This window comes from Legionella bozemanae (assembly GCF_900450575.1).
GTDB lineage: Bacteria > Pseudomonadota > Gammaproteobacteria > Legionellales > Legionellaceae > Legionella > Legionella bozemanae.
In genome coordinates this window covers 1184449-1208590 of sequence record NZ_UGGY01000001.1, presented here as the reverse complement: position 1 = coordinate 1208590, position 24142 = coordinate 1184449, and the positions used below count along the sequence as shown (strand labels likewise).

The window sequence follows — 24142 nt, the reverse complement described above, 5'->3', positions numbered from 1 at the left end:
TCACTTAATATCCCTTAATGCCAAACCACAAGCTACCATGAGCGCAGGAGCATCATGCTTTATTGAGTCCAAATTTACTATTTTTCCTGGAGTCATATATGAAAAAGGATTGGCAATCGTGGTACTCATCCCTAATCGCTCCTGAATCAAAGCTACCAATCCAGGCAGCTTAGCTAATCCTCCAGACAGCAAAATATGATCTACCTCCCCGTCCTGGCTTGTAGAATAAAAAAACTGCAGAGTACGTTTGATTTGCAATAAGATATTTTCTTTAAAAGGATCCAAAATTTTTTCCTCATAATCTGCTGGTAATTCTCCGTTATTTTTAGCAAGGGCAGCTTGTTCCAAAGACATGTCATAATACTCAGCAATCGAGTCTATTAATTGCTTGCCGCCAAATTTTTCTTCTCTTGAATAAACCAATTTCATTCCTTGCAATACAAATAAATGTGTATAGCAGGCGCCAATATCAATGATAGCAATTGTTTTATCTTGTCCGGATGCGGGTAAATCCTTAGCAAGTTGTTGTGCCGCTCTCTCCACAGCATAAGATTCTACGTCAATCACCACAACCTCTAAACCTGCGTGAACTGCAGTCTCAACACGTTGATTCACATTTTCTGCTCGCGATGCAACAATAAGTACGTCTAACATACTTGGATTTTTTTCAGAATGTCCCAAAATTTCAAAATCAAGGTTAATTTCATCTATTGGATAAGGAATGTATTTATCAGCTTCAGTAACAATTAGCTCCTCCATCTCCTCATCATTTAAACCTTCATTGATTTGTATCACTTTACTGATTATTGAGGAGTCAGGAACAGCTAAAGCAGCTTGCTTACATGGTGTATGCAAACGGTCAATTACTTTCTTAATGCATTGTGAAACCGCATCAACATCCTTAATTGTGTTCCCATCCATTGCATTTGCTGGTAGTACTTCACGGCCATAATTTTCAACAACGAATGTATCTTCCTGACCTGAAATTTCCAAAACTTTAACTGCTGTCGATGTAATATCTATTCCGAGAATAGAACGATGCTTAGGTTGAAACAATTTGAGCATGTTTTTTATTCCTTTGAATCTTCCATGCATTCAAAAAAACTCCTTTAGGACTATATATTGATGTTAACGTAACCTCTTAAAAAATTACAACATTTTCTGCTTGATTAAACTACTATAATGATGTCATGTTGTCATTTTAACTCTTTAGTTCCACAACAACTTGCGCTTCTCAAAAACATTGAATATAGTGAAAGACCAACTTGTAAGGGGATTTCGCATTTATGTATTAAAAAGGAGATTTTTATGACTAGGTTAGAAGAGTTAATTTATGCATTGGCGACCGTTATAGTCCGTTATCACGACATTCAAGATAATATAGCGACTAAAGATAAATTTGTTACCGCACTTGACCTTACAATGCGCAAAAAAAAATCTCATGATCGCGCAGTAGAAATAATACAGGATACAAAGACCAATTTTGCTCCATACCTAGAAGGAAAGATCAATGCGTGCACAGGTGGCTATCAAGCTCGAAAGGAATTCCTTTCATTCATCTTGAGCACCATTTGTTATCTAAAAGAACAAAATGAAAGAAAGATTCCATTTGAATCCAAAGAATTACAAACATTTCATGAGCAATTAACCCAGTTATTTATTGATTTTCGGCAATTATTAAATGTGTATAAGGGCTCCAAATATCCAGTAACGTTAATTAATTCCAAAAGTGCCAAAACTCAGGAGTTCAATGGTTTATTAAACGATCGGCTTGTAGGTGGTAAATACTGTAATTCAGGCCTATTGCTTATCGATGAAGTCTTTTCTGTACTTCATATGACTACCGACGACTCGAATGCGGAACTCAAAGAGATTGCAAAAAACATCTGTTTGGAACAGCAAACTCTTCTAGAGAATCAATTTGAAAAATTAAAAAAAGTAGATGAAAAAGAACAAAATATTCAAAAATTGGAATTAGAAAAACAAAAGTCTGAGTTAGAGGCTCAAAAATTAGAACTAGAAAAACAGAAATCTGAATTAGAGGCCCAAAAATTAGAACTAGCAAAACAAAAATCTGAATTAGAGGCTCAAAAATTAGAACTAGAAAAACAGAAATCTGAATTAGAGACCCAAAAGCTATTGTTGGAAAAAGAAAAATCAGAGTCAGAATCCCAGATTCTGGAGTTAAAAGAAAAAAATAAAGCACAACTCACAACTATTGAGGAACTACAAAAAGCTAAGTCAGAAGCCCCAACCAGACGCTTTCCTGTTTACCCTCCATTCTATGGAAGTCTTGCTGCATTAAATATGCTTCAACCAGGAACTCATCCTCGATTTTTCCAACCTGTTCAACCACGCTCTTCATCACAAAGTGTACTGGAAGTGGACGATGAGAGCAGCCACGTGCAGAAGACAATAATAGAATGAAAATAAAGAGACATTTACTCTTTATTTAGTATATTGTATTAGATAGCTTACTGTGTTTCATTGAGTTTCTCTGTAAAATTCGATGAAGCACCACAAAATTAGTATAAAATTATTCTCTTTTTTACACAAAACTCGCAATCGCACAACAAATCACTGTATAATACACGCCAAATTTCATTTAAAACATTATGACTCTATGAAAATGGCATACTTCTGGCGTAAAGGTCTATGGGCGCTGATGAGCCTGTTTTTTGTTTTAATCGTGGCTGGTAGTCTATTTTACCTCTATGTTGAAAGCCAACTCCCCAACGTAGATTCATTAAAAACAGTACAATTGCAAGTACCTTTACAAATTTTCAGCAAAGAAGGTTTGCTTATTCAGGAGTATGGCGAAAAAAAACGAATTCCTGTTACTTATGATGAAATCCCCCCCATGCTGATTCATGCTTTGATTGCTACTGAAGATCAACGCTTTTTTGAGCATCCTGGTGTGGATGTTTTAGGTCTTGGACGTGCTGCAGTGCGTATGGTTAAAACTGGAACAAAATCCCAAGGCGGTAGTACCATTACCATGCAGGTTGCGCGTAATTTTTTCTTAAGTCGTAAAAAAACCTTTTTACGGAAATTTAATGAAATTATGCTTGCCATTAAAATAGATAGGGAATTGAGTAAGGAAAAAATTCTCGAACTCTATCTTAACAGAATCTATTTAGGTAATCGTGCTTATGGTGTGGGTGCTGCAGCAATGGTTTATTTTGGTAAACCCCTTAAAGAATTAAATCTGGCAGAACTTGCAATGATTGCTGGTCTTCCTCAAGCACCTTCAACTCAAAACCCCATTGCAAACCCCTTAGCTGCCAAAAAACGGCGCGACCATGTATTAGAGCGCTTGCTGGAAGAGCATTATATCAATGAAGAACAATATCAAAACGCAATAAACCAGCCAATTACGGCGAAGTATCATGGCACTCCTATTGAAGTAAAGGCACCTTATGTTGCTGAAATGATTCGTCAATCCTTATACGATAATTTCGGCCCTGACGCGTATACTAAAGGCTATAAAGTTTACACGACTATTGATGGAAAATTACAAAATACAGCTAATGATGTAGTCGAAAAAAACTTAATTGCTTATGACCACCGACATGGTTATCGAGGACCTGTTGCCACAATTGGTGAAAAAGACAGCAAATCCCTATACTCAATTCAAAAAAATCTAGAAAAATATCCAGAACTTAACCATCTTCTTCCAGCAGTAGTTACCGAAGTCCGGGAAAAAGAAGCAACAGCCACATTACAAAGCGGCCGCACTATTCTTATCCCATGGGCTGGTTTATCTTGGGCAAGGCCAGCGCTTAAAAATGGTTGGGTAGGAAAATCTCCATCCAAAGCCATGCAAGTTGTTGCGGTTGGAGACATTATTTATGTTCATTCAATAAAAGACCATTGGGAATTGGCACAAATCCCTGAAGCTGAATCAGCAATGGTAGCACTTAACCCTAAAAATGGTGCCATAGAGGTGCTCGTTGGTGGATTCAATTTCCAAAAAAGCAAATTTAACCGGGCAACTCAATCCAGCAGACAACCAGGGTCCAGCTTTAAACCTTTTGTTTATGCTGCTGCTTTAAATAACGGTTATACCCTGGCAACATTGATTAATGATGCACCTATTGTCGTTGATGACCCAAGTCAGCCCAACTTATGGCGTCCTCATAATGTGAATCTGAAATTTAATGGACCAACACGATTAAAACAAGCCTTGGTTCAATCTAAAAACTTAGTGTCCATACGTATTCTTGATGATATAGGAATCAATTACACCATCGATTTCCTAGCCCGTTTTGGATTTAATAAAAAAGCCCTTCCTAGAGGCTTGTCTCTGGCTTTAGGCAGTTTATCGATTAGCCCTATGGAGCTGACTGCTGCTTATGCTGTTTTCGCAAATGGTGGTTATAAAGTCGAACCTTATCTCATCGATCATATTACTGATGCAGATGGCAAGATATTGTTGCAGGCCAAACCAACCGTTGTTTGTAATAACTGCGACAACAATGTAGACCATTCAACCCTAGCTCCGCGAGTTATTCCTGAAGACATTAACTTTTTAATGTATACCGCTTTAAAAGATGTTATTCAGCATGGTACTGCTCGCGCAGCTCGTGTGCTTAATCGCCAAGACATTGCAGGCAAGACCGGGACAACTAATGACCAAGTAGACGCCTGGTTTGCTGGGTTTAATCCTGACCTCGTTGCCACAACATGGATAGGTTTTGATAACCCTAAATCCTTGCATGAATATGCTGCGGGACTCGCTTTGCCTTTATGGATCGACTTTATGAAAGTTGCCTTGAGAGGAAAACCTGAAAGTGAAATGAGACAACCTGAGGATGTAGTCGCAGTTCGCATTGATCCCAATAGTGGTTTATTGGCGCGTCCTAATCAGGCAAATGGCATCATCGAGTATTTTCGTAATAAAGAAGTTCCTGCGGAAGAAGATCCAACTCCTGTCTTTAATGCGAGTAATGATCAGCAACAACCGCCAATGAGCGAAGACAGTTTGTTTTAAATTAATGTAGCCTAAAGGCACAGTGGAACTCGGGAGTTCCTGGCATAAATTTCCCGGGTTACGGCTTCGCCTTCACCCAGGCTACAATTTATAGAGTAAATCAGACAACAATAAAACTTTATCGACCAGCCAATGCGATTGCTGCAGGTGTATACTCATAGCCTAAATCACGGGCGACTGCATCAAAGGTAATTTTACCCTGATGAACGTTTAAGCCATTAAGTAAATGCTTATCATTCAATAAAGCCAACTTCACACCCTTAGTTACAATGCTTAAAACAAAAGGTAAAGTTGCATTATTCAAAGCAAAGGTTGATGTTCTTGGCACAGCACCCGGCATATTTGCAACACAATAATGCACCACATTATCGACAACATATGTAGGTTCTTGATGTGTTGTGGGTCGACTTGTTTCGAAACATCCACCTTGGTCAATGGCTACATCCACCAGTACCGAACCAGGTCGCATTGATTTAAGCATGGCACGAGACATTAATTTGGGTGCTGCTGCCCCAGGTACTAACACTGCACCAATCACTAAATCAGCGCTAGCGGTATATCTTTCTATGGCATCCGCAGTAGAATAAACCGTATTGATCTTAGAGCCAAATTGGAAATCTAACTCGTTTAAACGTTGTAAGGAACGATCAAGTACTGTCACTCGAGCTTCCATACCCATAGCCATACGTACTGCATTAGTACCAACTACCCCTCCTCCAATAACTACGACATTTGCTGCAGCCACTCCAGGAACACCCCCGAGTAAAACGCCACTACCACCTTGGGCCATTTCTAAACAATGTGCTCCTGCCTGAATGGACATACGACCGGCAACTTGTGACATAGGAGCCAACAAGGGCAAACCACCATTATCTTCAGTTACTGTTTCATAAGCTATAGCAGTAACTCCAGACTCTTTAAGCATGCGTGCTTGGTGAGGATCCGGCGCCAAATGCAAATAGGTAAATAAATTTTGACCTTCACGAAGACGTTTGCACTCAATGGGTTGCGGTTCTTTTACTTTTACAATAAGTTCAGCTCTGGAAAATACCTCATCCGCACTATCAACAACCTCTGCTCCGGCATGTCGATAATCATCATCAGAAATCCCAATTCCCAATCCAGCACCTTTCTCTACAATAGCAGAGCTGCCTACTCGGATAATTTCCCTAATACTAGAAGGAACAAGACCTACACGATTTTCTTGAGGTTTAATTTCTTTTGGAACACCTACTAACATACTTTCTCCCTCTAACGGTTTTTTAATTGTGCTATTAACTGCGGCACGAGTTCAAATAAATCACCAACCAAACCATAGTCAGCAATTTGAAAAATAGGGGCATCTTCATCCTTATTAATTGCAACAATAATCTTGGAGTCTTTCATCCCAGCCAAATGCTGTACCGCTCCAGAAATTCCCACAGCAATATAAAGCATTGGTGCAACTATCCTTCCGGTTTGCCCCACCTGATAATCATTAGGAACAAACCCGGCATCTACAGCAGCACGGGATGCTCCTACAGCAGCACCAAGTACATCAGCTAACTCTTCAATCAACTTAAACTTCTCGGCACTTTGCAGTCCCCTTCCACCAGAAACAACAATTTTAGCGCTTCCTAGATCAGGGCGTTCAGACTTACTTAGCTCATGTTTAACAAATTGACTACCTTTTGCAATAAATTCTTTATCGATTTGTTCAATGCAACAACTAGCCTGGCTTGTAGTTACTGGATTAAATGCCGTTATTCTAATCGTCAAAACTTTTATCGGATCAAGAACTCGTACAGTCTCTATAGCATTACCAGCGTATATTGGATGCTCGAAGGTATCTTTATTGATAATCTTACTCACATCCGAAACTTGAGACACATCGAGTTGTGCTGCAACGCGTGGTGCAATATTTTTACCAAAAGTACTTGCTGGTACTAATATGGCTTTAAATGAATGCACAAGTGAAAGAATTAAATCACTTATTTGCTCTGCCAATGGATGCTCATAACACGGTTTATCAATGCACCAAACAGCATGCACTCCTGCAAGACTTGCGGCTTGTTCTGCTACCGCTTTGCATTGATGTCCTATAACGAGTAAGGTTGGTTCTCCGCCCAGTTCCAATGCTGCAGCCAGAACATTACGTGTAGATGGATGTAATGTTTGATTATCATGTTCAACGAGTACTAAAGTGCTCATCACGTCCCCCTTTATCAAAGCACTTTGGCTTCATGCTGTAGTTTATCCAATAACGCAGCCACTGATTCAACTTTCACTCCAGCACTGCGAGCATCAGGTTCAGTGACTTTTAATACTTCAACGTGTTTTTTAAGTGACAACCCCAATTTATCTAACTCCATGTCTTCTAAAGGTTTCTTTTTTGCTTTCATGATATTGGGAAGGCTAGCGTATCGTGGTTCATTTAAACGCAAATCCGTGCTGACTACTGCTGGCAAATGCACGTTAATTGTTTCAAGCCCCCCATCAATTTCTCGGGTTACCTGAAGGTGGTCGCTACTTGCTTCGATTTTAGAAGCATACGTTGCCTGGGGCCAATTTAATAAAGAGGCCAACATTTGGGGTGTCTGATTATTATCACCATCAATAGCTTGTTTACCCATTAATACTAAATCAGGCTTTTCATCATCAATAATCTTTTTTAATATTTTTGCGATATTAAGGCTTTCTAAGGAATCTTGCGTGCGAACCAAAATTGCTCTATCAGCGCCTAAAGCTAAGGCATGTCGCAAAGTTTCCTGAGAGCTCTCACTGCCAATACTGACTGCTACCACTTCTGTAGCCCAATTTTTTTCGCGTAAACGTAACGCTTCTTCTATAGCAATTTCATCAAATGGATTCATTGCCATTTTAATATTTTGTGTTTCAACTCCGGAATGGTCCGATTTGACCCGAATTTTGACATAAGGGTCGATTACACGCTTCACTGCCACGAGAACTTTCATAATTCCTCACTGGATAATCAAAACTAACGCATCTTGCCAGAGATACCCTGCCAAATTCAAGGGGTATTTCTATTTTACCTTGAATTTGACAATGGTAAAGACCATGAATATAGCGCCTAAAATTTAGGCATTTAACGAGATACCTGACTTTAAAAACTGCTTTTACGTAGTAGGACATCCTCCTACAGCAAGCTGCATCCCAGAATCATCTTTGAGCAGGCTAATCACACGCTCAGCTCGGTCAACTGCCAAAGCCGTTTTTCCTCCTGGAGTGTAAACACTGGGATCTTTTTTAACTAACTCTAATGCCTTAGAAACTTTCGCAACTTTTTCTTCGACTTGCAAGTCATTGTCTTTATCGATGACACGCATTCTAAGCAAAAATGCGTCTAATGCGCGATGTTTTCCCCCTCCGGCTCTCCAGTTTCTAAAAAATTGCTGCTCTAATAATCCAAGACAGGATTCAATTGGCGCTGCAATCATTTTTAATTCAGGCGTTTTAAAATTATTGCTGGTACTTTGATTCTGGCTTGCAAGAATCAATTCGCGACATAAATTTTCATCTACTGCAGAATCGTCAGATTTCACCTCCGAAGGGGCACCAAGTAATGGTGTTATAAGTGTAGAGCCTATTTGCAAGCTCATCTCATAGCACTGACGGGATGCCCAAAAAGTCATTTCAATTAAACGAACTAATAAAGTAGTTGTGGTCGTGGCAGAAATTATAGTGATTTTTTGCAAGGTATTACCAAGCTTTTGCAACTCTCTTGAATTGCTGTCCGCCATAAATTGGCCACCCTTTAATAAAGCAAAATAAACTGCATAAACAGCAAATAATTCTTCAGCAAAAACAAAAGTACTGAAGCTAATAAAAATCATTGGAAGAAATGAAATTAAAGCACGAATCCCTTTTGGCTTTATTTTCCCTACTTCATCTAAATATCCAGTAGCTTGATCAAATAAACCCAGAAGACTCGCGTAGAAATGACGCTCAGTAAACGTTCGGGAAGTATTTTTTAAGTTTTCCAGCCATTTTTTAAAATCTTCTTGGGTAGTAATTTCATCCAACTTAATCGGTTTAAAATTCTGAGGCGAAGTTAACTTCCCATAGCAAAGCGATAATGTTTTAAAACAAGCTCCATCATTGCGATTTTCAGACAGATTACTCTCAATCCATTTTGCTTCCGGACCGAATTTTCCTATAAGGTCCGGATGGAAATTCAAAGATAAAATTTTATAATTTTTTTTTATTTTTGTTTTATCCGGACCATCTTTAAGCAACAATTTATTAATTAACTTAATAAAATCTGCGTCTAGTCGTAAAAGAGCCTCTTTGTTCAAGTCATTTGTATAACACTCTTTTTCTTTATCATAACTGGCATAGATGCTAACCAGAGTTTTTAATTCAGTCTCTATAGTCATAACCTCTCCCTAGATTGGCTATTTAGGATCGATACTGCTAAAACTCGTTAACTTTCTGAAATCCTAGTTATCGCATAGTACAATCCATTTTGTTGAACCAATTCTTCCGTTTCATGTATTCTGTAAAAAAGCCAACAACCAACAAACTAATATAAAATGCACTCATCACATCACTTAAGTAATGAAAAAATAACAAAACTCTTGAGGCAGCAACTAAAAGAGCAACAACAAGCAACACATAAAAATATCGAGGAAAAATCATCCCTAACCCTGCGGCTAAACTAATAACCGTTGTCGTATGTCCTGAAGGCAAAGACCAATAATTTGAACTTAACTTAAACCAATAAAATCCAAACTCATTACTGGAAAATAATAATTCAGGGCGAGCACGGCTCAATGCAACTTTTAAAATCAAACAAACCAAATTGGCTAAAAGTACACAACCCAGTAAATACCATGATCGCGCTTCATAAACAGTATTAACTTGAATGTATCGAAAATACAATCCGGCGATAAAAAATAAAATGATATAAGCAACCCATTTTCCCAATGCAGTCAATAGTACTAAAAAGGGAATATTGACTCTAAAATCCAACTGGTAAAAATAAGTTGCCAAAGGCTTATCTACAAAATAATAGGCTAAAATAACCAAAAATGCATAGGAAATAATAACCCAAGGTTTTTTCATAAAATTAAATAACTTTTCAAACTGCGACATCAATCCAATCCTTATTTTTCACGTAAGTACCATGGAATGGTAATAACAATTGTATTAGGATCTCGCTTTAAAAACAGTAAAGCGCGTAATCCTGTGGCATGAATATTGTGTAATAAGTGTTCATACCATTTAGGTTCTACTAACTCAGGTATAATAAGGGCAATCAGCCTATCTTTCCTCTCTTTTCTTACTTTATCTACAAAATTTAATAATGGCTTATAAATACGTCGATAAGGCGATTTAATAATTTCTAGTTTAGGCATCCCTTTATCTGCTTTTTTGGCTGGCATTTCAATCAGCTTATGCCAAAGTTGTTGCAAACGTCCAACATCTTCATATCCTGCATCAATAAAAACAGCAGTAATATCATCTGAGAGCAGCATTCCAAATTGAACTGCTTTTTCTGCGATTAAATCCAAACCACGTATTGGAATAATGACTACAGGGTGTTTTAGAGAACGAGGATGTATTTTTATTGGATTTTCAATTTCGCGGGCAATTTTATTATAATGACGTTTAATACGATGCATCAAAAATGCTAATGAAGGCGCAAGAACTATAATTATCCAGGCACCTTCTATAAATTTTGTGATAATAATAATAAAAAGTGCGATTGCAGTGATTAAAGCACCCAGAGCATTGATTACTAATTTATAGCGAACGTGCCGATTTTCTTTGCGTAACCAATGCACTACCATGCCAATCTGTGAAAAAAGAAAAGCACTAAAAGCTCCCACAGCAAATAATGGAATTAGATTATGGGTAATTCCCTTAAAAACGATCAAAATCATACCCGAAAAAATTGCCAAAATGATAATTCCTGCTGAAAACACCAGGCGTCTTCCTCGCTCAGCAAAAAAATAAGGCAAATAATTATCTTCAGCAAGGAAACGGCATACCCTCGGAAAAGCTGAAAAACTGGTTTGTGCTGAATAGGCAAGAACAGTAAAAATACTGGCAATCGAAATATAGTAAAAAATACCCTTCCCTGTAGACGCCTCAACTAATTGTGACAGTATGGTTTTATATCCCGGCTGATTTTGATCCATGGCTACAATATGATAAGCAGGGCAAAGATAACCAATGAGTATTAAAAATAGAGCAAGTGTGCCAACAATTACAGTCAACGTCCATTGTGCATTTCTAACAGTCGGTTTGCGAAATAAAGATACTGCATTACTAACTGCCTCTACCCCGGTCATCGCAGTTAAACCATTAGCAAAAGCGGTTAATAGTATCCAAAATGTTAACGTTTCGACGGTACTTGCTTCAGTTTTTGCCAAGTCATTTACAGGTTGTGGATGCCCACCACTACTCCAGACATCGACTAATCCGACACACAGGGCAATTAGCATGCACAATATAAAAATAATTACTGGAATTACAAAAAGTGTTCCTGTTTCCCGAATTCCCCGCAAATTAATTACCGTGAGCATAAATAAGATCGCAAGACATAATGTCAGTGTATAGGGCTGTAATGCAGGAATTGCCGATACTATAGCACCTACACCCGCTGATATGCCGACAGTAACATTTAATAAATAATCCAGTATTAATGAAATTGCTGCACCTATACCGTATTTTCTGCCCAAATTATCACCAGCAACTATGTAAGCTCCACCTCCCTGTGGATATGCTGCAATTACTTGCATATAAGAAAAATACAGAGACATAAGAACAAGGACAACAAAGAGAGAAATAGTAAAAAAATGATGTAACCCGATGATTCCTGCTGGCAGCAGTACTGTGAGTGCTGCTTCTGGTCCATAGGCTGTTGAGGACAAAGCATCCAATCCAAGTGCAGGAACCCCAGTTAATACTGACAATTCTTGTTTTTTCTTGGACTTTAAAGTAAGAGGCTTCCCTAAAATTTTATCGATTAATGACATATCCCTAATGTCCTCTGAAGTTTTTAACCTATTGTAACCATTCAATAAATCTTAATAAAGACATCTTCATTATAAGAAACTCCATTATAACTAGCCGTTTCAGCATCCATCTCAAATCATTATATATTGTTGACATTAAAGCCAAAAAGTATAACAATTCAACATAAATTCTTAACCACAGGAACGAATTAGCATGGATTTAACAAAATTTTCTATTAGGTCAATGCAAACTCTTGTTTTCGCTGCGTTGGTAATTAAGGGGGGGTATGCCCAGGATGTTACAGTTGTTGGTACTCTGAAACAGACATTACAGCAAGCCCCTGCAAATTTGTCGCACAATCGTCTTTTAAAAGATAAAAAGAGCATTCAATTACTGCAGGTTCATCTTTCTGATGAAGCAAAAAACCTCCTAGCCAGCCGTGCCCAAGATGCTTTAGCACATACCCACCAGTTTGCTTATGCTTCCGCAAATAAAGCAACCTCATTGATACCTAATAATGTTAAATTAGGTATGAATAATGTACCAGTCTTGGACCAAGGAATCCATGGAACCTGCGTCACTTTTGCAGTAACCGCTGCGCTTGATGCCACCATGGCCAAAGGTGATTATATTAGTCAATTGTGTAATCTACAGTTGGGTAGTTATCTAGAAAAACACGGTTATGGTCTAAGCGGCTGGGATGGAAGTTATGCGAGTTATGTCATTGACCAGATGGAACAGTATGGAATTGTTAATAAAGTAAAACAACTAAAATTCAGTTGCGGTGGCATGAAATACTATCCAACATACATAGCTCACGATCCCGCATCTTTTATGGATCCCGAAAAATTTAGTTCACTTAGCGAATTCATCTTTGGCAAAGAAGTCAATTGGTCTGATGTATTTCAAAAAGCTGATCCAGGAAAGAACTTAAATGATGTGAAGCAAGCTCTATCTGCAGGTGACCGCTTGGTTTTTGCTGTACTTCTTCCACGTACCGATTTAGGTACTGTAGGAGCAGTCGGCAAATATAAGACATGGATATATAAAGATACCTGGGTTTTAACACCAGAAATAATTGCAGATGTTGATTATGTCGAAGCAGCTCATGAAATGGTCATTACCGGGTATGATGATAATGCTATTGCAGTGGATAACCACGGAGTGAAGCATAAAGGATTATTGTTCTTAAGAAACTCTTGGGGCACCTCTGTTGGGGATGACGGTGAATTCTACATGTCTTATGATTATTTTAAATTATTAGCCTTTGATATAACTCGATTTTCTCGAACTTCAATATAGCAGCCAAGCAATCATTCAAAAAGTAGCCTTCACCCAGGTTACTTTTTAAAAATTAAGCTGTAAACGATAAAAATCAACTGCATTAGTCAATAAAATTTTATTGGCAATACGGTTATCAAAGGTATCCAAAATAAGATTAATATCATTTTTTCTAAAAGGTTGCGGCGCACGCGTTGAGGGAAGATCTGTACCAAACATTAGTGCATCGGGATTAATCGATGCAATCGTTTTTAGGCTACTTGCGACATCAAAATCAACTCTGCCAAATCCAGATGCTTTGACTTTGATCCCTTGCTCAACGAGCTTAAATAAAACTGGAAGCCCGCTTTTCGATAATCCCAGATGGTCTATACTGACCGCCGGTAAACTGAGTAGCAAATCAGCCAATTCCACGAGCTCAGAAGAATCAACATACAATTCTACATGCCATTTGGCAATCTCATAAACTCGATGCGCCATGTCACTTAAATGCTCAATTCTTTCTGATCCGCCACGTCTCAGATTGAATCGAATACCACGAATTCCTTGTTGATTTAATTCAATAATTTGTTCGTTGCTTGCTGTAGCAGATAATTGCGTCACCCCAACAAAATTGGGTCCCAAGGCATGTAACGCATTTACCAAATAGGTTTGATCAAATGCTTGAAAAGATCCTGATACCACTGCCCCGCCAATAATGTGCAGTGGTTGTGCCATTTCAAGGTAATCACCAACCGTAAACTCCTCAGGTAAATAAGATTGATTTGCAACCAAAGGGAAACGGTAATCAATAATATGCAGATGCGCATCAAATAAGTTAATCATTTATGTCCCTACTTTTATATATTTCCCTGTACTACATTACACCAAGGCTACACAAAACGGTTAACAAACCTCACTTCCTCGACAGGTGCATGAGATTGTTGCTTTGTTTTTTCAGTAAAGAATCGACATCTTAAAGTATCTTCCTTGACTGACTCCATCAAAGTTGGGGTATCCCTGTATCCACCAAGACAATACCTTTGCCATTGACCATCCAATTCCATTTCAATAAAACAATGATCCGGATTAACATCAATAGATACAGGAATCTCCGGATATAAACGACTCATTTCTTCCTTAAATGCAATTGCTCTTAAACGGCAACTTGCAACACCTAGCTTTCTTGCCTCATCAAGATACTCCCTGCCATTATGTACGGTGACTCCAATGGAGTTACGTAATTCTCCACGGTCTCTACCAAACTTAAAGTATTTCATTAATAAACAATGTATTTCTTGATGTTCAGGTTGTGTAGTTAACGTGCTAAACACAGGATGTGTTCTATAGTGTTTGGGCATGCGTAATAATAAATTGACAAAAGTGTCCCGTGGCTCTGTTGTGGGTTTGCGTAAGCGAATATAATGCAAATGATTTTTTTTAGAGTACTTTATTTCAAAATCATCCTGTTTTAATCCACTAATCGCAATGTCTAATAAAGTTTCACCAGGATGCAAGGAAGGTAAAGCCTGCCAATTTTCTGTCAAACTTAATCTCTTTTTTCCTTTTAAGAGGACGCGAGCTGACTCCTCTTTTCTTTTTTCAATGAGTTCTTCTGTTAGTCCCTCTGCATGAAACATATAGTGGCACTCAACCAGGTTTTCCGTAGCATTCATGCCCCCTAATTCAAAATATTGGAATGGAGAGGATGGGTTTTCATGAATTACCAGATCAGAATAAACTTCGTCACGGTAATATTTAGTAGATGGAGTAAAAGTCAGTGGATCTACTGGTTTGAATATGGGTTTTCTATATTGTGGTTGAGCAATAAAGGCTTTTGTATCAATACCACTTTGATATGTTTTTTGTTTTATTTCTTTCTGGTTAATAATGCGTCTTTTTAGGCTCTGTAATTCGAATTGCTCTCTTGCATTATGCGTATTTGCTAGTTCAACATCAATAATAGCTTGTTTCGTTTGATTCAAATGGTACTCGTCCAGCTTAGGCGAGAATATCGGTGCAACCTGATTAAGGTGTATTTCAATGGATTGACGATCATCTGCTAATTCTTGGCAGACTTTATAATCAAGGAAGTGTATCTGTTTTGTATCTAATTGTTGCTGTTGTGCCTGGACAAGCAGAGTAGCGCGAGTTGCTGGCTTTAATTTAGAAGCCAGCAAATTATCAAAATCCTCCCCATTAATGGCGCTTTGTATAGACTTTATGTCCATTTGAACTAATTGTTCATTCTCCCAGGTATATAACACATGCCCTGCAGCAAGCAATTCAAGCATATGCTTTAGCATCAGCTCACGTTTACCTGTTGACCAACAGGAAAATGACCAATCAGAAAAAATATAAATTTGATCGGTAGGCACTGGTTCAAGATCTTCGGCTACACCTTCTTGAACCTCTTCCTGAATAACAGATTTACTCTTTAGCTTCTCCGTGGCTTTGCGGATGTCTCCATCAAAAATACCCTGAGTACGGGCAAATGCTCTTACATTGGCATAAGCAGTTGATGGAAGCCATTCGCCCAAGAAGCCTGTTTTTCTTTGCAATGTAGGAAGTAACGTTGCAATGAGCTTTAAAGCCTCATCCACCTGTAACTCAACAGGGTAGTCTTGGTATTTGGGATCCCGAAAAGGCAAAAGAAGTCTTTTCAAATCAACTGCTTTTTTTCTATCCTTTTGATTATTCCACCATTTAGACTCAATACGCTGAATTTCTTGATCTACTACTGCTAATAATGTACTCATCAATTCTTTACCTGATGAAGGTAAAATTTGTAATTTAAAAGGAGGTAGTTTTTGTGCGGCAATCATTGCTTCAAAATCATCGAATTGCTCCTGATTTGTAGCCTCTGCTTGGGTTGCTTCACGAAGCCCTGCCTCTAAAGATTTTGGCAGGACATGTCTGCCTCTCTTTACCAGATCAGGATTAACCTGATTTAAAACTTGCATTACATTTTGAGAGCAAAAAGTTTCATCAGAAGGAGAACGCTTTTCTCTATCTTTTTTATCCTGTTTATTTGACCATTGGAAAAGTGATTTGAGCACAGCCCAGAAGCTGGTGCGGCCTTTTCCTTGTGCATGTAATTTTTTAGTAATATTAACTTGTTCCCGATATGCATCGAGGAATTGTTGTCTTTGTTTACTATCGGTATGTTTAAACACCAACAAACTTGAATTAACAGCAGGAAGAGTTTCTGCTTGTCCTGAAGCACGCCAGAAAGCAACCAATAATTGAATTAATCTCTCTTTATTCCCATTGGAGGCAACAAGGAATTGTTTGATGAGATCTTCTGCCTCCTCATTTCCCGTTATTTTGGCAGCCCAACGTTTCATCCATTCAACACCACTTTCAAGTGTTTTCTTTATTTGAACAGAGGTGAATTCTTTGCGGCAGTAATTGAGAAGCAGAACTGTTAATTCTTCTACGTTCTTCCCTTGAAGATTTTCAATAAATACATTCGGTGACGAAGAAAGCTGTCGCTCATAATTGTGGCAGATGATGCCGTGTTCATTCTTGCCAGTACAAACAAAGACTGTAACAACCTCCATATGTCCATGTTTGTTGCCAGCAGTCGTGATAGATTGAGCGGCCTGTTTTAATCGTACGAAAGGTTTTCTGCTACTTGAGACAACAAACACTATATCGCCTGGATCAATAGCACAATCCTTCATCAATAACATGCCGCTCTCCTACATTTAATTATCAATGACCGTGATGATGGCTACCAAAACCATAAGATGTTACGGATGCATGAGGATGACCATGGTGATGACTATCAGAGCATGTTAACAAAGTTTCACTGGTTACTACTGATGATACAATAAGAGAGAGTAAATCATCATCACCGCCAGCTTGCTCCATGCCTTTAGTTATTTCATCAATTTTACTCGGCTCGAAATCCAGCTCGTTAAGTCGAGTTGCAAGATCTCCCGGTTTAGAAAATGCGAGTATGCCAACTTCGGCAGCATGCCCTTTCAATAAAGATAAAAAGGATTCTTTTTTTTCTTGCAGGGCTGATGAGCTAGGCGATGTTTTTTTAATCAAATTATAACGCTTAATAACGTCATCAACGTATTGAGTTGCATCTTGGTTATCTCTAAGAGACTCCTTTTTACTTTTTTCAACCAATTCATCATATCGAGATACGAGATCACTCATTTTACCTAAGGCCTCTTTAAGCTCCGGCTTTAATTTATTTAATGTTGGCATTTTGTCTCCTAGACTAGTTAAATTTCGGGCAAAATATATCATGCATAGACCAACCAATCAACTTTCTGGCTCCAATTTAATCAACAAGTAAGATACTGATTTGACGACAAAAATTAAATAATCTCAATTCGACATAAGAATTGAGGGCAGGGCAAGATACCTAGGGCTCGATGCTTATGTCGAGTTGAGGTTAAAAACATCCATAATCAGAAGAAAGACTTTTAACTCCTTTTTACTTGTTATTGGAAGCAACTATTCGCTAAAATCAGAACACATTTATTACTGCTCAGTTTTCTTAATGATAGAATTTACCCTGATCCAAAAAATATGTATTTGGGCCATTCCCATTTTACTTGCCATTACCCTGCACGAGGCAGCTCACGCTTTTGTGGCATATCGTTGCGGCGATACTACGGCAAAAATGTTTGGTCGTTTAAGTTTGAATCCTCTTCGTCATGTGGATCCTATAGGTACCGTAGCTATGCCTTTATTGATTGGTGTATTAACCCAATTTAATTTTGTTTTTGGTTACGCAAAACCTGTCCCAATCAACGGGAGTCAATTTCGTCATCCTCGGCGCGACATGATCTTGGTAACTCTTGCCGGACCATTTGCAAATCTTTTCATGGCATTTTTATGGGCTGCTTGTGACAAGCTCGCGCTCATTCTCAACCCACGTGCATCGATGGCTGTACTTTTTCTTTATGCTACGTCCCAGGCAGGCATATTTATTAATTTAATTTTGGCTGCATTAAATTTACTTCCTATCCCACCTTTGGATGGTAGCCGAGTAGTCAGTAGCCTTTTACCTCCCAAACAAGCCATGGCTTATGCTAAAATAGAACCTTATGGATTTTTTATTCTCATTCTTTTAGTGTTTACCGGAGTTTTAGGCATGATATTAACCCCGATAATTAATCTGGGACTTATCGCACTCAGCGCCATTTTTAAAATATGAACACCAACGATTTAACCTCTCAATACAAAATTTTGAAGGGTGCTCTTTGATGAATATCCTTGCTGATGCCTCTCTCCCGGGATTAGAGCAGGCTTTTCCTATGCCCTTTCACCTAACGATATATCATCATCTCGATGAAATCGCAGGATTACTTTCAGGACAAGATGTTCTTCTTTGCCGTGCTAATCTAAAAGTAAATCAATTGCTATTAAAAAATCATTGTTTGCGCTATGTTGCGACTGCAAGCAGTGGAACTGATCATCTTGATCGCCCCTGGCTCACCTCTCAAAACATTCAAATAATTGATGCAAAAGGATCCAATGCGCGAGCTGTTGCTGATTATGTCGTTGCCTGTCTTGCCTTTCTGGAGCAACAGCAACTTGTTCGTGGGAATAAAGCAGGCATTATTGGACTGGGAAAAGTAGGGACTCAAATTGCTGCGCGTTTGCAAACAGCTGGTTTGGAAGTTTTAACTTACGATCCACTCAAGGCAGAACGTGAACCCACTTTTCAAAGTTGCGCTATTGAAGAATTGTATGCAGTTGATCTGCTGTGTATCCATGCTGAATTACATAATAATCAACCCTATCCTAGTGCTAATTTGATTAATCAGGATTTTCTTGACCGATTAAAATCAGGCTGTGTCATTATTAATGCCGCTCGCGGTGGAATTGTCAATGAAGAAGCACTTCTCCATTCCTCAAAACCGCTAGTCTATTGCACCGATGTATATCTTGATGAACCGGATATCGACACACGTATTATTAATCAATCCACAATATGCACCCCCCATATCGCAGGCCATAGTCTGGAGGCAAAATACACTGCGGTTGCTATGGTTAGCTCCGTTTTGCACCAAATTGCTGATCTAGCTATCCCTCAATTTGCAGCGCCTGCTTTGCCCCAAACTTTGAACTTGGAAAAAGACCAATTATGGTATGACTTTATATTAAAAATTTATAACCCGCTTGAAGAAACATTATCCTTAAAGCATGCTTCAGATAAAAAAGCCGCTTTCTTAAATTTGCGTAAAAATCATCAAACTCGCCATGATTTTTCTCAGTACTCAAAAGACTCAATTTCGAACTATAAAACTAAATTATTATTGGGTGTATAAGAAATAAGACAGCTAAATAGCCTCAAATTGTTTACATAATAAATACGATTAAATCTAAAATTGTCCATTGTAAATTAGTAAATCAAATGGTACTCTTTTGCCGATTTTTACAAAAAAACAAAGGAGTATGTAAATGTCTTTAGGAGTCAAAGTATCTACTTTTACAGCAGCATTGGCCCTTGCTGGTGCAAGCTTCGCAAATAATATGTGTCCTGATTTAAGTGATCTGCAAGCAGAGGGAATTTCAGAAGTTCAACAGATTGGTAATAACTATTTCATTGGTTTTTCTATCAGTCAATTCAATTCAGCTACCTGGGGCTTTGCCATCGGACCAGTAAAAGCAGATACAGAAGATGATGCATTAGATGCCACAACTGGAATTTTAAATAATATGGCTACTCCTGGATTTCCTTTAGAACTGGATCATGACACATTAATTTGTTTGTATGACACAGGTAACCCTTATGTTTATTCTGTTGCTGTTAGAGATTACGCAATTAGCCCAATGAAATTAAAACAATACTTACTAAAAGCTCATAAGTAAAAAATAGCTATTTACCCGGGTTAGATAAAAAAATCAACCTGGGATTCACTTGGAATAATTTGATTTAACAAGGAGTTATACTATGTCTTTAAATGCAAAATTAACCTCTTTTGCTGCTGCGTTGGTTCTTACTGGTTCTGCTTTTGCAGGTGACTCTGTTTGCCCTAAACTAAGCGACATCCAAGCTGTAGGAATTACTATGGCGTCACAGTTAGCTTATAATTATTACATTGGCTATGCGGTCAATAACTACAATACTTCATCTAGCTGGGGATTCGCTATTGGTCCTGTAGAAGCAGATTCTGAAGAAGAGACAATCGATATAACCAATGATATTTTAGCTGACTTAACAGCACCCGGGGTTCCTGAGTCAGGTAAAGGTGATGAATTAGTTTGTATCTACGAGACAGGTGATCCGAATCTATTTGCAGTAGCAATTCAAGGCTATGAAGAAATATCACCTATGAAGTTCAAACAATATATACATAAATAGAGCGTTACCCAGGTGAAGCATCTGAATCTTCTCCATATCGCTGAACCAGTCCAGCTCTACTTCGACGTCCCGCGGCTTGTTCGCAGGGCGTAGGAGGGTGTGCTCAAGAGACAAGTGAAGTATTGCGGATACCTGGGAAATTTATAAACATGAAACCCGAGCTCCAGTAGTATTCACCTATTTATGAATTAACCTTCTCACTACATCCTGATCCGAAAAAGTATGCTTTATTGTGCCAATTTGTTGATAGGCCTCATGTCCTTTTCCTGCAATTAAAATAACATCATGCTCACCTGCTTGATTTAAAGCATAAGCAATTGCTTCCTCACGATTAACTAATTGAATGACATTGGATGAATTTGCAATACCATGTGCTATCTCATCAACGATCATCTGTGGATCTTCTGTACGTGGATTATCACTGGTAATAACGATTTGATCAGCAAGTTTACTGGCAACCTTTCCCATCACCGGTCTCTTGGTCTTATCCCTATCTCCGCCACAACCAAATACCACCCATAGTCGTCCTTTTTTTAATTGATTTAATGTAATTAAGGCATTTTCCAGAGCATCGGGAGTATGCGCATAATCAATAAGCACATAAGGAGCATGAGCAACAATTTCCATTCGCCCAGGAGCTGCTTTTAATTGGGTCATCACTTCGACAACCTGCGCGGGTGCATAATCAGAAGCTAATAAACTACTGAATATGGCCAAGCTATTATAAATATTAAATTGGCCTAGGGATTTTATCCTGAATTGATGTTCTCCCCAAGGAGAATGCACTTCAATTTCTGTGCCTTTTATATCCATAATCCAATTTACAGCTTTCACATCACACGCTTGATGTATTCCATAAGTTAACTTTTTGACATGAGGCTTAATGGCAGTAGCCATTATTTTTTGATATGTATCGTCTTGATTAATAATTGCCCATTGCAACGATTCTCTAGCAAATAATAATGCCTTGGCAATCGCATAATTTTCCATGGTGAGATGGTAATCCAGATGATCAAGAGTTAGATTTGTAAATATAGCCTGTTTAAACGCAACTTCATCTACTCGATGTTGTGCCAATGCATGAGAAGAGACTTCCATGCATACCTGTCTCAAGTCTTGATTTTTATAGTGATGTAATAGCTTTTGTAAACAAAGTGAGTCAGGGGTTGTATTATCCAATAATTGAAGTTTATCTACATTGCCTTGGCCAATAGTGCCTATGTATGCTGCTCCCTGCCCTAATAAATGATGCGCTTGAGCCAATTGATAAGCGATAGTTGTTTTACCATTGGTTCCAGTAACTCCAGTTACAGTTAAAAAACGGCCAGGATCGTCATAAAACTGTTTTGCAATTGGAGCAAGTTGTGTCGCTAAGTCAGGGACAGCAACACAAGGAACGGATTCAGGTAATACGCAATTCTTGGGAAACTGGATAGGATCATAGGCAACAGCAACTGCACCTGCAGAAACAGCCTTATTTATAAATAAACGACCATCAGCTGCTGCACCAGCATAAGCTATAAACAAATCTCCTGGTTGAATACGACGACTGTCATTTTCTAAACCGGTAATAGTGCAATCCGAATTAACGTGTTGCATCCATGGTTTTAATAATCGTGAGAGTTTCATCACTTGTTCCTAATAAGTTCTAAATAGCCTGGGTAAGCGCAGCGGAGCCCGGGGATGCAGTCCTCTGCAGCAAGTTTCCAAAGAAGTCTAGCATGTCCGAACCTGGGTTCCGCTATGCTTCACCCAGGCTACATTATAACAAAAACCTTTATCTTACGACTGAATTTTATCCTACCAATTCATCAGTTGGTATATTGAACAATCGTAAAGCTCCCGACATTACTTTAGCAAACAACGGAGCTGCAACTGCTGCAGCATAATAACCTTTACGAGAAGGCTCATGAATGATAACGACTACAACAAACTTTGGTTTTGAAACGGGCGCAATTCCTATAAAACTTGCAGTATATTTTCTATCTTTATAACCATCTTTTCCTGCTACACGTGCCGTTCCCGTTTTTCCCGCTACTCGATAACCAGGCACTCTTGCTGATTTTCCAGTACCATTTTTTCCCAAAACAGCTTCCATCATGGATAAAACCTGTTGTGCCGTTTCAGGTTTCATTACTTGCACGCCTGGGGTTGGTGGATCATTATGCAGTAACGTTACCGGAATCAATTTGCCTTGATTTGCAAAGACCATATTCGCTTTAGCCAATTGTAACGCAGTGACCGACATGCCATAACCAAAACTCACAGTAGCCAATACAAAAGGTTTCGCTTCTTTAACATTAACGATGCTTCCTTCACTTTCTCCCGGACAAGTACTTTCAGTGCGTTGTCCAAAGCCACAACGTTGCAGCAACCCGATTAATTGTTCTGGGGGACTGGCTAAAACCATTTTTGTCACACCAACGTTACTGGAGTGTTCTAATACACCAGTTACATCAAGGACACCGTAATTATGAATATCTCGAACGATACGACCTTGAACACTCATCCAACTTGGGTTCGTATCAATAATTGTCGAGGGTGTAAATAGACCAGTTTCCAAAGCACTGGCGATACTAAATGTCTTAATCACTGAACCCGGTTCAAACGTATCTGTGACTGCTCTATTTCTATAAGTGTCTTTATCGTAACGTCCCCGCGAATTGGGATTATAGGAAGGAACATTCGCCATAGCTAGAATCTCACCGTTTTCTGTATCCACAACGACAACAGAACCCGATTTTGCAGCAAATTCCTCAACCGTTTTAGCAAGTTCGCTGTAGGCCAAATATTGCAAACGCCGATCAATACTTAAAGTTATATCACGTCCAGGGCGAGGTTGTTTTATGACACCTAATTCCTCAATAATTCTTCCTAAACGATCTTTAATTACTCTTTTCTTACCAACAACACCCTTCAACCAATCTTGATAAGCAAGCTCTATTCCTTCCAACCCCTGATCATCGACATTAGTAAATCCGATCAACTGGGAAATACTATCTGAATCAGGGTAATAACGTTTGAATTCTTTTTGAAAGTTTACACCTGGGACTTTTAATGCCTTTATTTTTTTAGCTAAAGGAGGCGGTAATTGCCTTTGTAAATAGAGAAATTCTAATTCTTTATTTTCTGCATCTACTATTTTTCTGCTTAGCTGCTTGGGAGTTAAATTCAAATATTCTGCCAAGGACATAAATTGTTCTTTATCGGGTGAGAACTCTTTAGGATTTACCCATACCGATTCCACAGGAGTGCTAATTGCCAAAGGCGTGCCATTTCTGTCCATGATCATTCCTCGATGCGCAGGAATGTCTACAACACGTAAACTGCGAGCATTGCCTTGACCTTGCAGGAATTGACGATGAAGTACAGTGAGATCAACCATACGCCAAATCAAAATAAATAATAGTAATGAAAAAAATGTAGATACTACGATCAGTCTGTTTAAATGAGTTGAGTTTTTCATGGATATTTATCCATCTGTAGCCAGGGTGGAAGGCACGTGCCATAACCTGGGTTATATTGCACAAAACTCCCAGGTTATGGCCTTGCCTCCACCTAGGCTACGGTACTAAAACTAAAGGGCAATG

At 38.6% G+C, this 24142-nt stretch carries 19 protein-coding genes; 7 read left to right on the top strand and 12 right to left on the bottom strand.

The window, feature by feature from the left end:
- Entirely contained in the window at positions 1-1065 is a 1065-nt protein-coding gene (locus tag DY223_RS05145) for a pilus assembly protein PilM (RefSeq protein ID WP_058460567.1), read from the bottom strand.
- A gap of 243 nt (positions 1066-1308) precedes the next feature.
- On the opposite strand from DY223_RS05145, the gene DY223_RS05140 reads away from it, so the two are divergent.
- Positions 1309-2427: a hypothetical protein gene (locus DY223_RS05140; protein ID WP_058460406.1), complete on the top strand. Its 1119-nt coding sequence runs from the start codon at positions 1309-1311 to the stop codon at positions 2425-2427.
- Between the two features lie 196 nt (positions 2428-2623).
- Positions 2624-4993 carry a penicillin-binding protein 1A gene (locus tag DY223_RS05135; RefSeq protein WP_058460566.1) on the top strand — a complete coding sequence of 790 codons (2370 nt, stop codon included), beginning with the start codon at positions 2624-2626 and terminating at the stop codon, positions 4991-4993.
- A gap of 118 nt (positions 4994-5111) precedes the next feature.
- On the opposite strand, the gene ald is transcribed toward DY223_RS05135, so the two are convergent.
- The 6 genes from ald to DY223_RS05105 all read right to left on the bottom strand — a co-directional run bounded on the left by ald (position 5112) and on the right by DY223_RS05105 (position 11976).
- Entirely contained in the window at positions 5112-6233 is a 1122-nt protein-coding gene (ald, locus tag DY223_RS05130; protein ID WP_058460405.1) for an alanine dehydrogenase, read from the bottom strand.
- Between the two features lie 11 nt (positions 6234-6244).
- Positions 6245-7183, bottom strand: a complete 939-nt coding sequence (locus DY223_RS05125; protein WP_058460404.1) for an electron transfer flavoprotein subunit alpha/FixB family protein — start codon at positions 7181-7183, stop codon at positions 6245-6247.
- Positions 7184-7197: 14 nt separating this feature from the next.
- On the bottom strand, positions 7198-7947 hold the full coding sequence (locus DY223_RS05120; RefSeq protein WP_058460403.1) for an electron transfer flavoprotein subunit beta/FixA family protein: 750 nt from the start codon (positions 7945-7947) through the stop codon (positions 7198-7200).
- Positions 7948-8109: 162 nt separating this feature from the next.
- The gene (locus DY223_RS05115) at positions 8110-9369 is read right to left on the bottom strand and encodes a hypothetical protein (RefSeq protein ID WP_058460402.1); all 1260 of its coding nucleotides are present in this window, start codon (positions 9367-9369) and stop codon (positions 8110-8112) included.
- A 67-nt stretch (positions 9370-9436) separates the two neighbouring features.
- The gene (locus DY223_RS05110; RefSeq protein ID WP_058460401.1) at positions 9437-10087 is read right to left on the bottom strand and encodes a phosphatase PAP2 family protein; all 651 of its coding nucleotides are present in this window, start codon (positions 10085-10087) and stop codon (positions 9437-9439) included.
- Positions 10088-10098: 11 nt separating this feature from the next.
- Positions 10099-11976, bottom strand: a complete 1878-nt coding sequence (locus tag DY223_RS05105) for an APC family permease (protein WP_058460400.1) — start codon at positions 11974-11976, stop codon at positions 10099-10101.
- A 193-nt stretch (positions 11977-12169) separates the two neighbouring features.
- On the opposite strand from DY223_RS05105, the gene DY223_RS05100 reads away from it, so the two are divergent.
- The gene (locus DY223_RS05100; RefSeq protein ID WP_058460399.1) at positions 12170-13258 is read left to right on the top strand and encodes a C1 family peptidase; all 1089 of its coding nucleotides are present in this window, start codon (positions 12170-12172) and stop codon (positions 13256-13258) included.
- 45 nt (positions 13259-13303) lie between these two features.
- Here the strand turns inward: DY223_RS05100 and DY223_RS05095 are convergent, their stop codons facing one another.
- Genes DY223_RS05095 through DY223_RS05085 form a run of 3 tightly spaced genes read right to left on the bottom strand, consistent with a single transcriptional unit; the run spans position 13304 to position 17440 of the window.
- A complete protein-coding gene (locus DY223_RS05095) occupies positions 13304-14062 on the bottom strand; it encodes an amidohydrolase family protein (protein WP_058460398.1) in 759 nt (252 codons plus the stop codon).
- Between the two features lie 47 nt (positions 14063-14109).
- Complete coding sequence (locus DY223_RS05090; protein WP_058460397.1) at positions 14110-16911, bottom strand: hypothetical protein; 2802 nt, start codon at positions 16909-16911, stop codon at positions 14110-14112.
- Positions 16912-16933: 22 nt separating this feature from the next.
- Positions 16934-17440, bottom strand: coding sequence for a hypothetical protein (locus tag DY223_RS05085; protein WP_058460396.1), 507 nt, complete (start codon positions 17438-17440; stop codon positions 16934-16936).
- Between the two features lie 298 nt (positions 17441-17738).
- On the opposite strand from DY223_RS05085, the gene DY223_RS05080 reads away from it, so the two are divergent.
- The 4 genes from DY223_RS05080 to DY223_RS05065 all read left to right on the top strand — a co-directional run bounded on the left by DY223_RS05080 (position 17739) and on the right by DY223_RS05065 (position 20552).
- On the top strand, positions 17739-18398 hold the full coding sequence (locus DY223_RS05080) for a site-2 protease family protein (protein WP_058460395.1): 660 nt from the start codon (positions 17739-17741) through the stop codon (positions 18396-18398).
- Between the two features lie 49 nt (positions 18399-18447).
- On the top strand, positions 18448-19515 hold the full coding sequence (locus DY223_RS05075; protein WP_058460394.1) for an NAD(P)-dependent oxidoreductase: 1068 nt from the start codon (positions 18448-18450) through the stop codon (positions 19513-19515).
- Positions 19516-19648: 133 nt separating this feature from the next.
- Entirely contained in the window at positions 19649-20059 is a 411-nt protein-coding gene (locus DY223_RS05070) for a DUF4949 domain-containing protein (protein WP_058460393.1), read from the top strand.
- Positions 20060-20141: 82 nt separating this feature from the next.
- Complete coding sequence (locus DY223_RS05065) at positions 20142-20552, top strand: DUF4949 domain-containing protein (RefSeq protein ID WP_058460392.1); 411 nt, start codon at positions 20142-20144, stop codon at positions 20550-20552.
- A 177-nt stretch (positions 20553-20729) separates the two neighbouring features.
- Here DY223_RS05065 and DY223_RS05060 read toward each other — a convergent pair whose 3' ends face one another.
- Both DY223_RS05060 and DY223_RS05055 read right to left on the bottom strand, forming a co-directional pair.
- Complete coding sequence (locus DY223_RS05060) at positions 20730-22181, bottom strand: UDP-N-acetylmuramoyl-L-alanyl-D-glutamate--2,6-diaminopimelate ligase (protein ID WP_058460391.1); 1452 nt, start codon at positions 22179-22181, stop codon at positions 20730-20732.
- A 166-nt stretch (positions 22182-22347) separates the two neighbouring features.
- Positions 22348-24018 carry a peptidoglycan D,D-transpeptidase FtsI family protein gene (locus DY223_RS05055; RefSeq protein WP_058460390.1) on the bottom strand — a complete coding sequence of 557 codons (1671 nt, stop codon included), beginning with the start codon at positions 24016-24018 and terminating at the stop codon, positions 22348-22350.
- Positions 24019-24142: the final 124 nt, after the last annotated feature.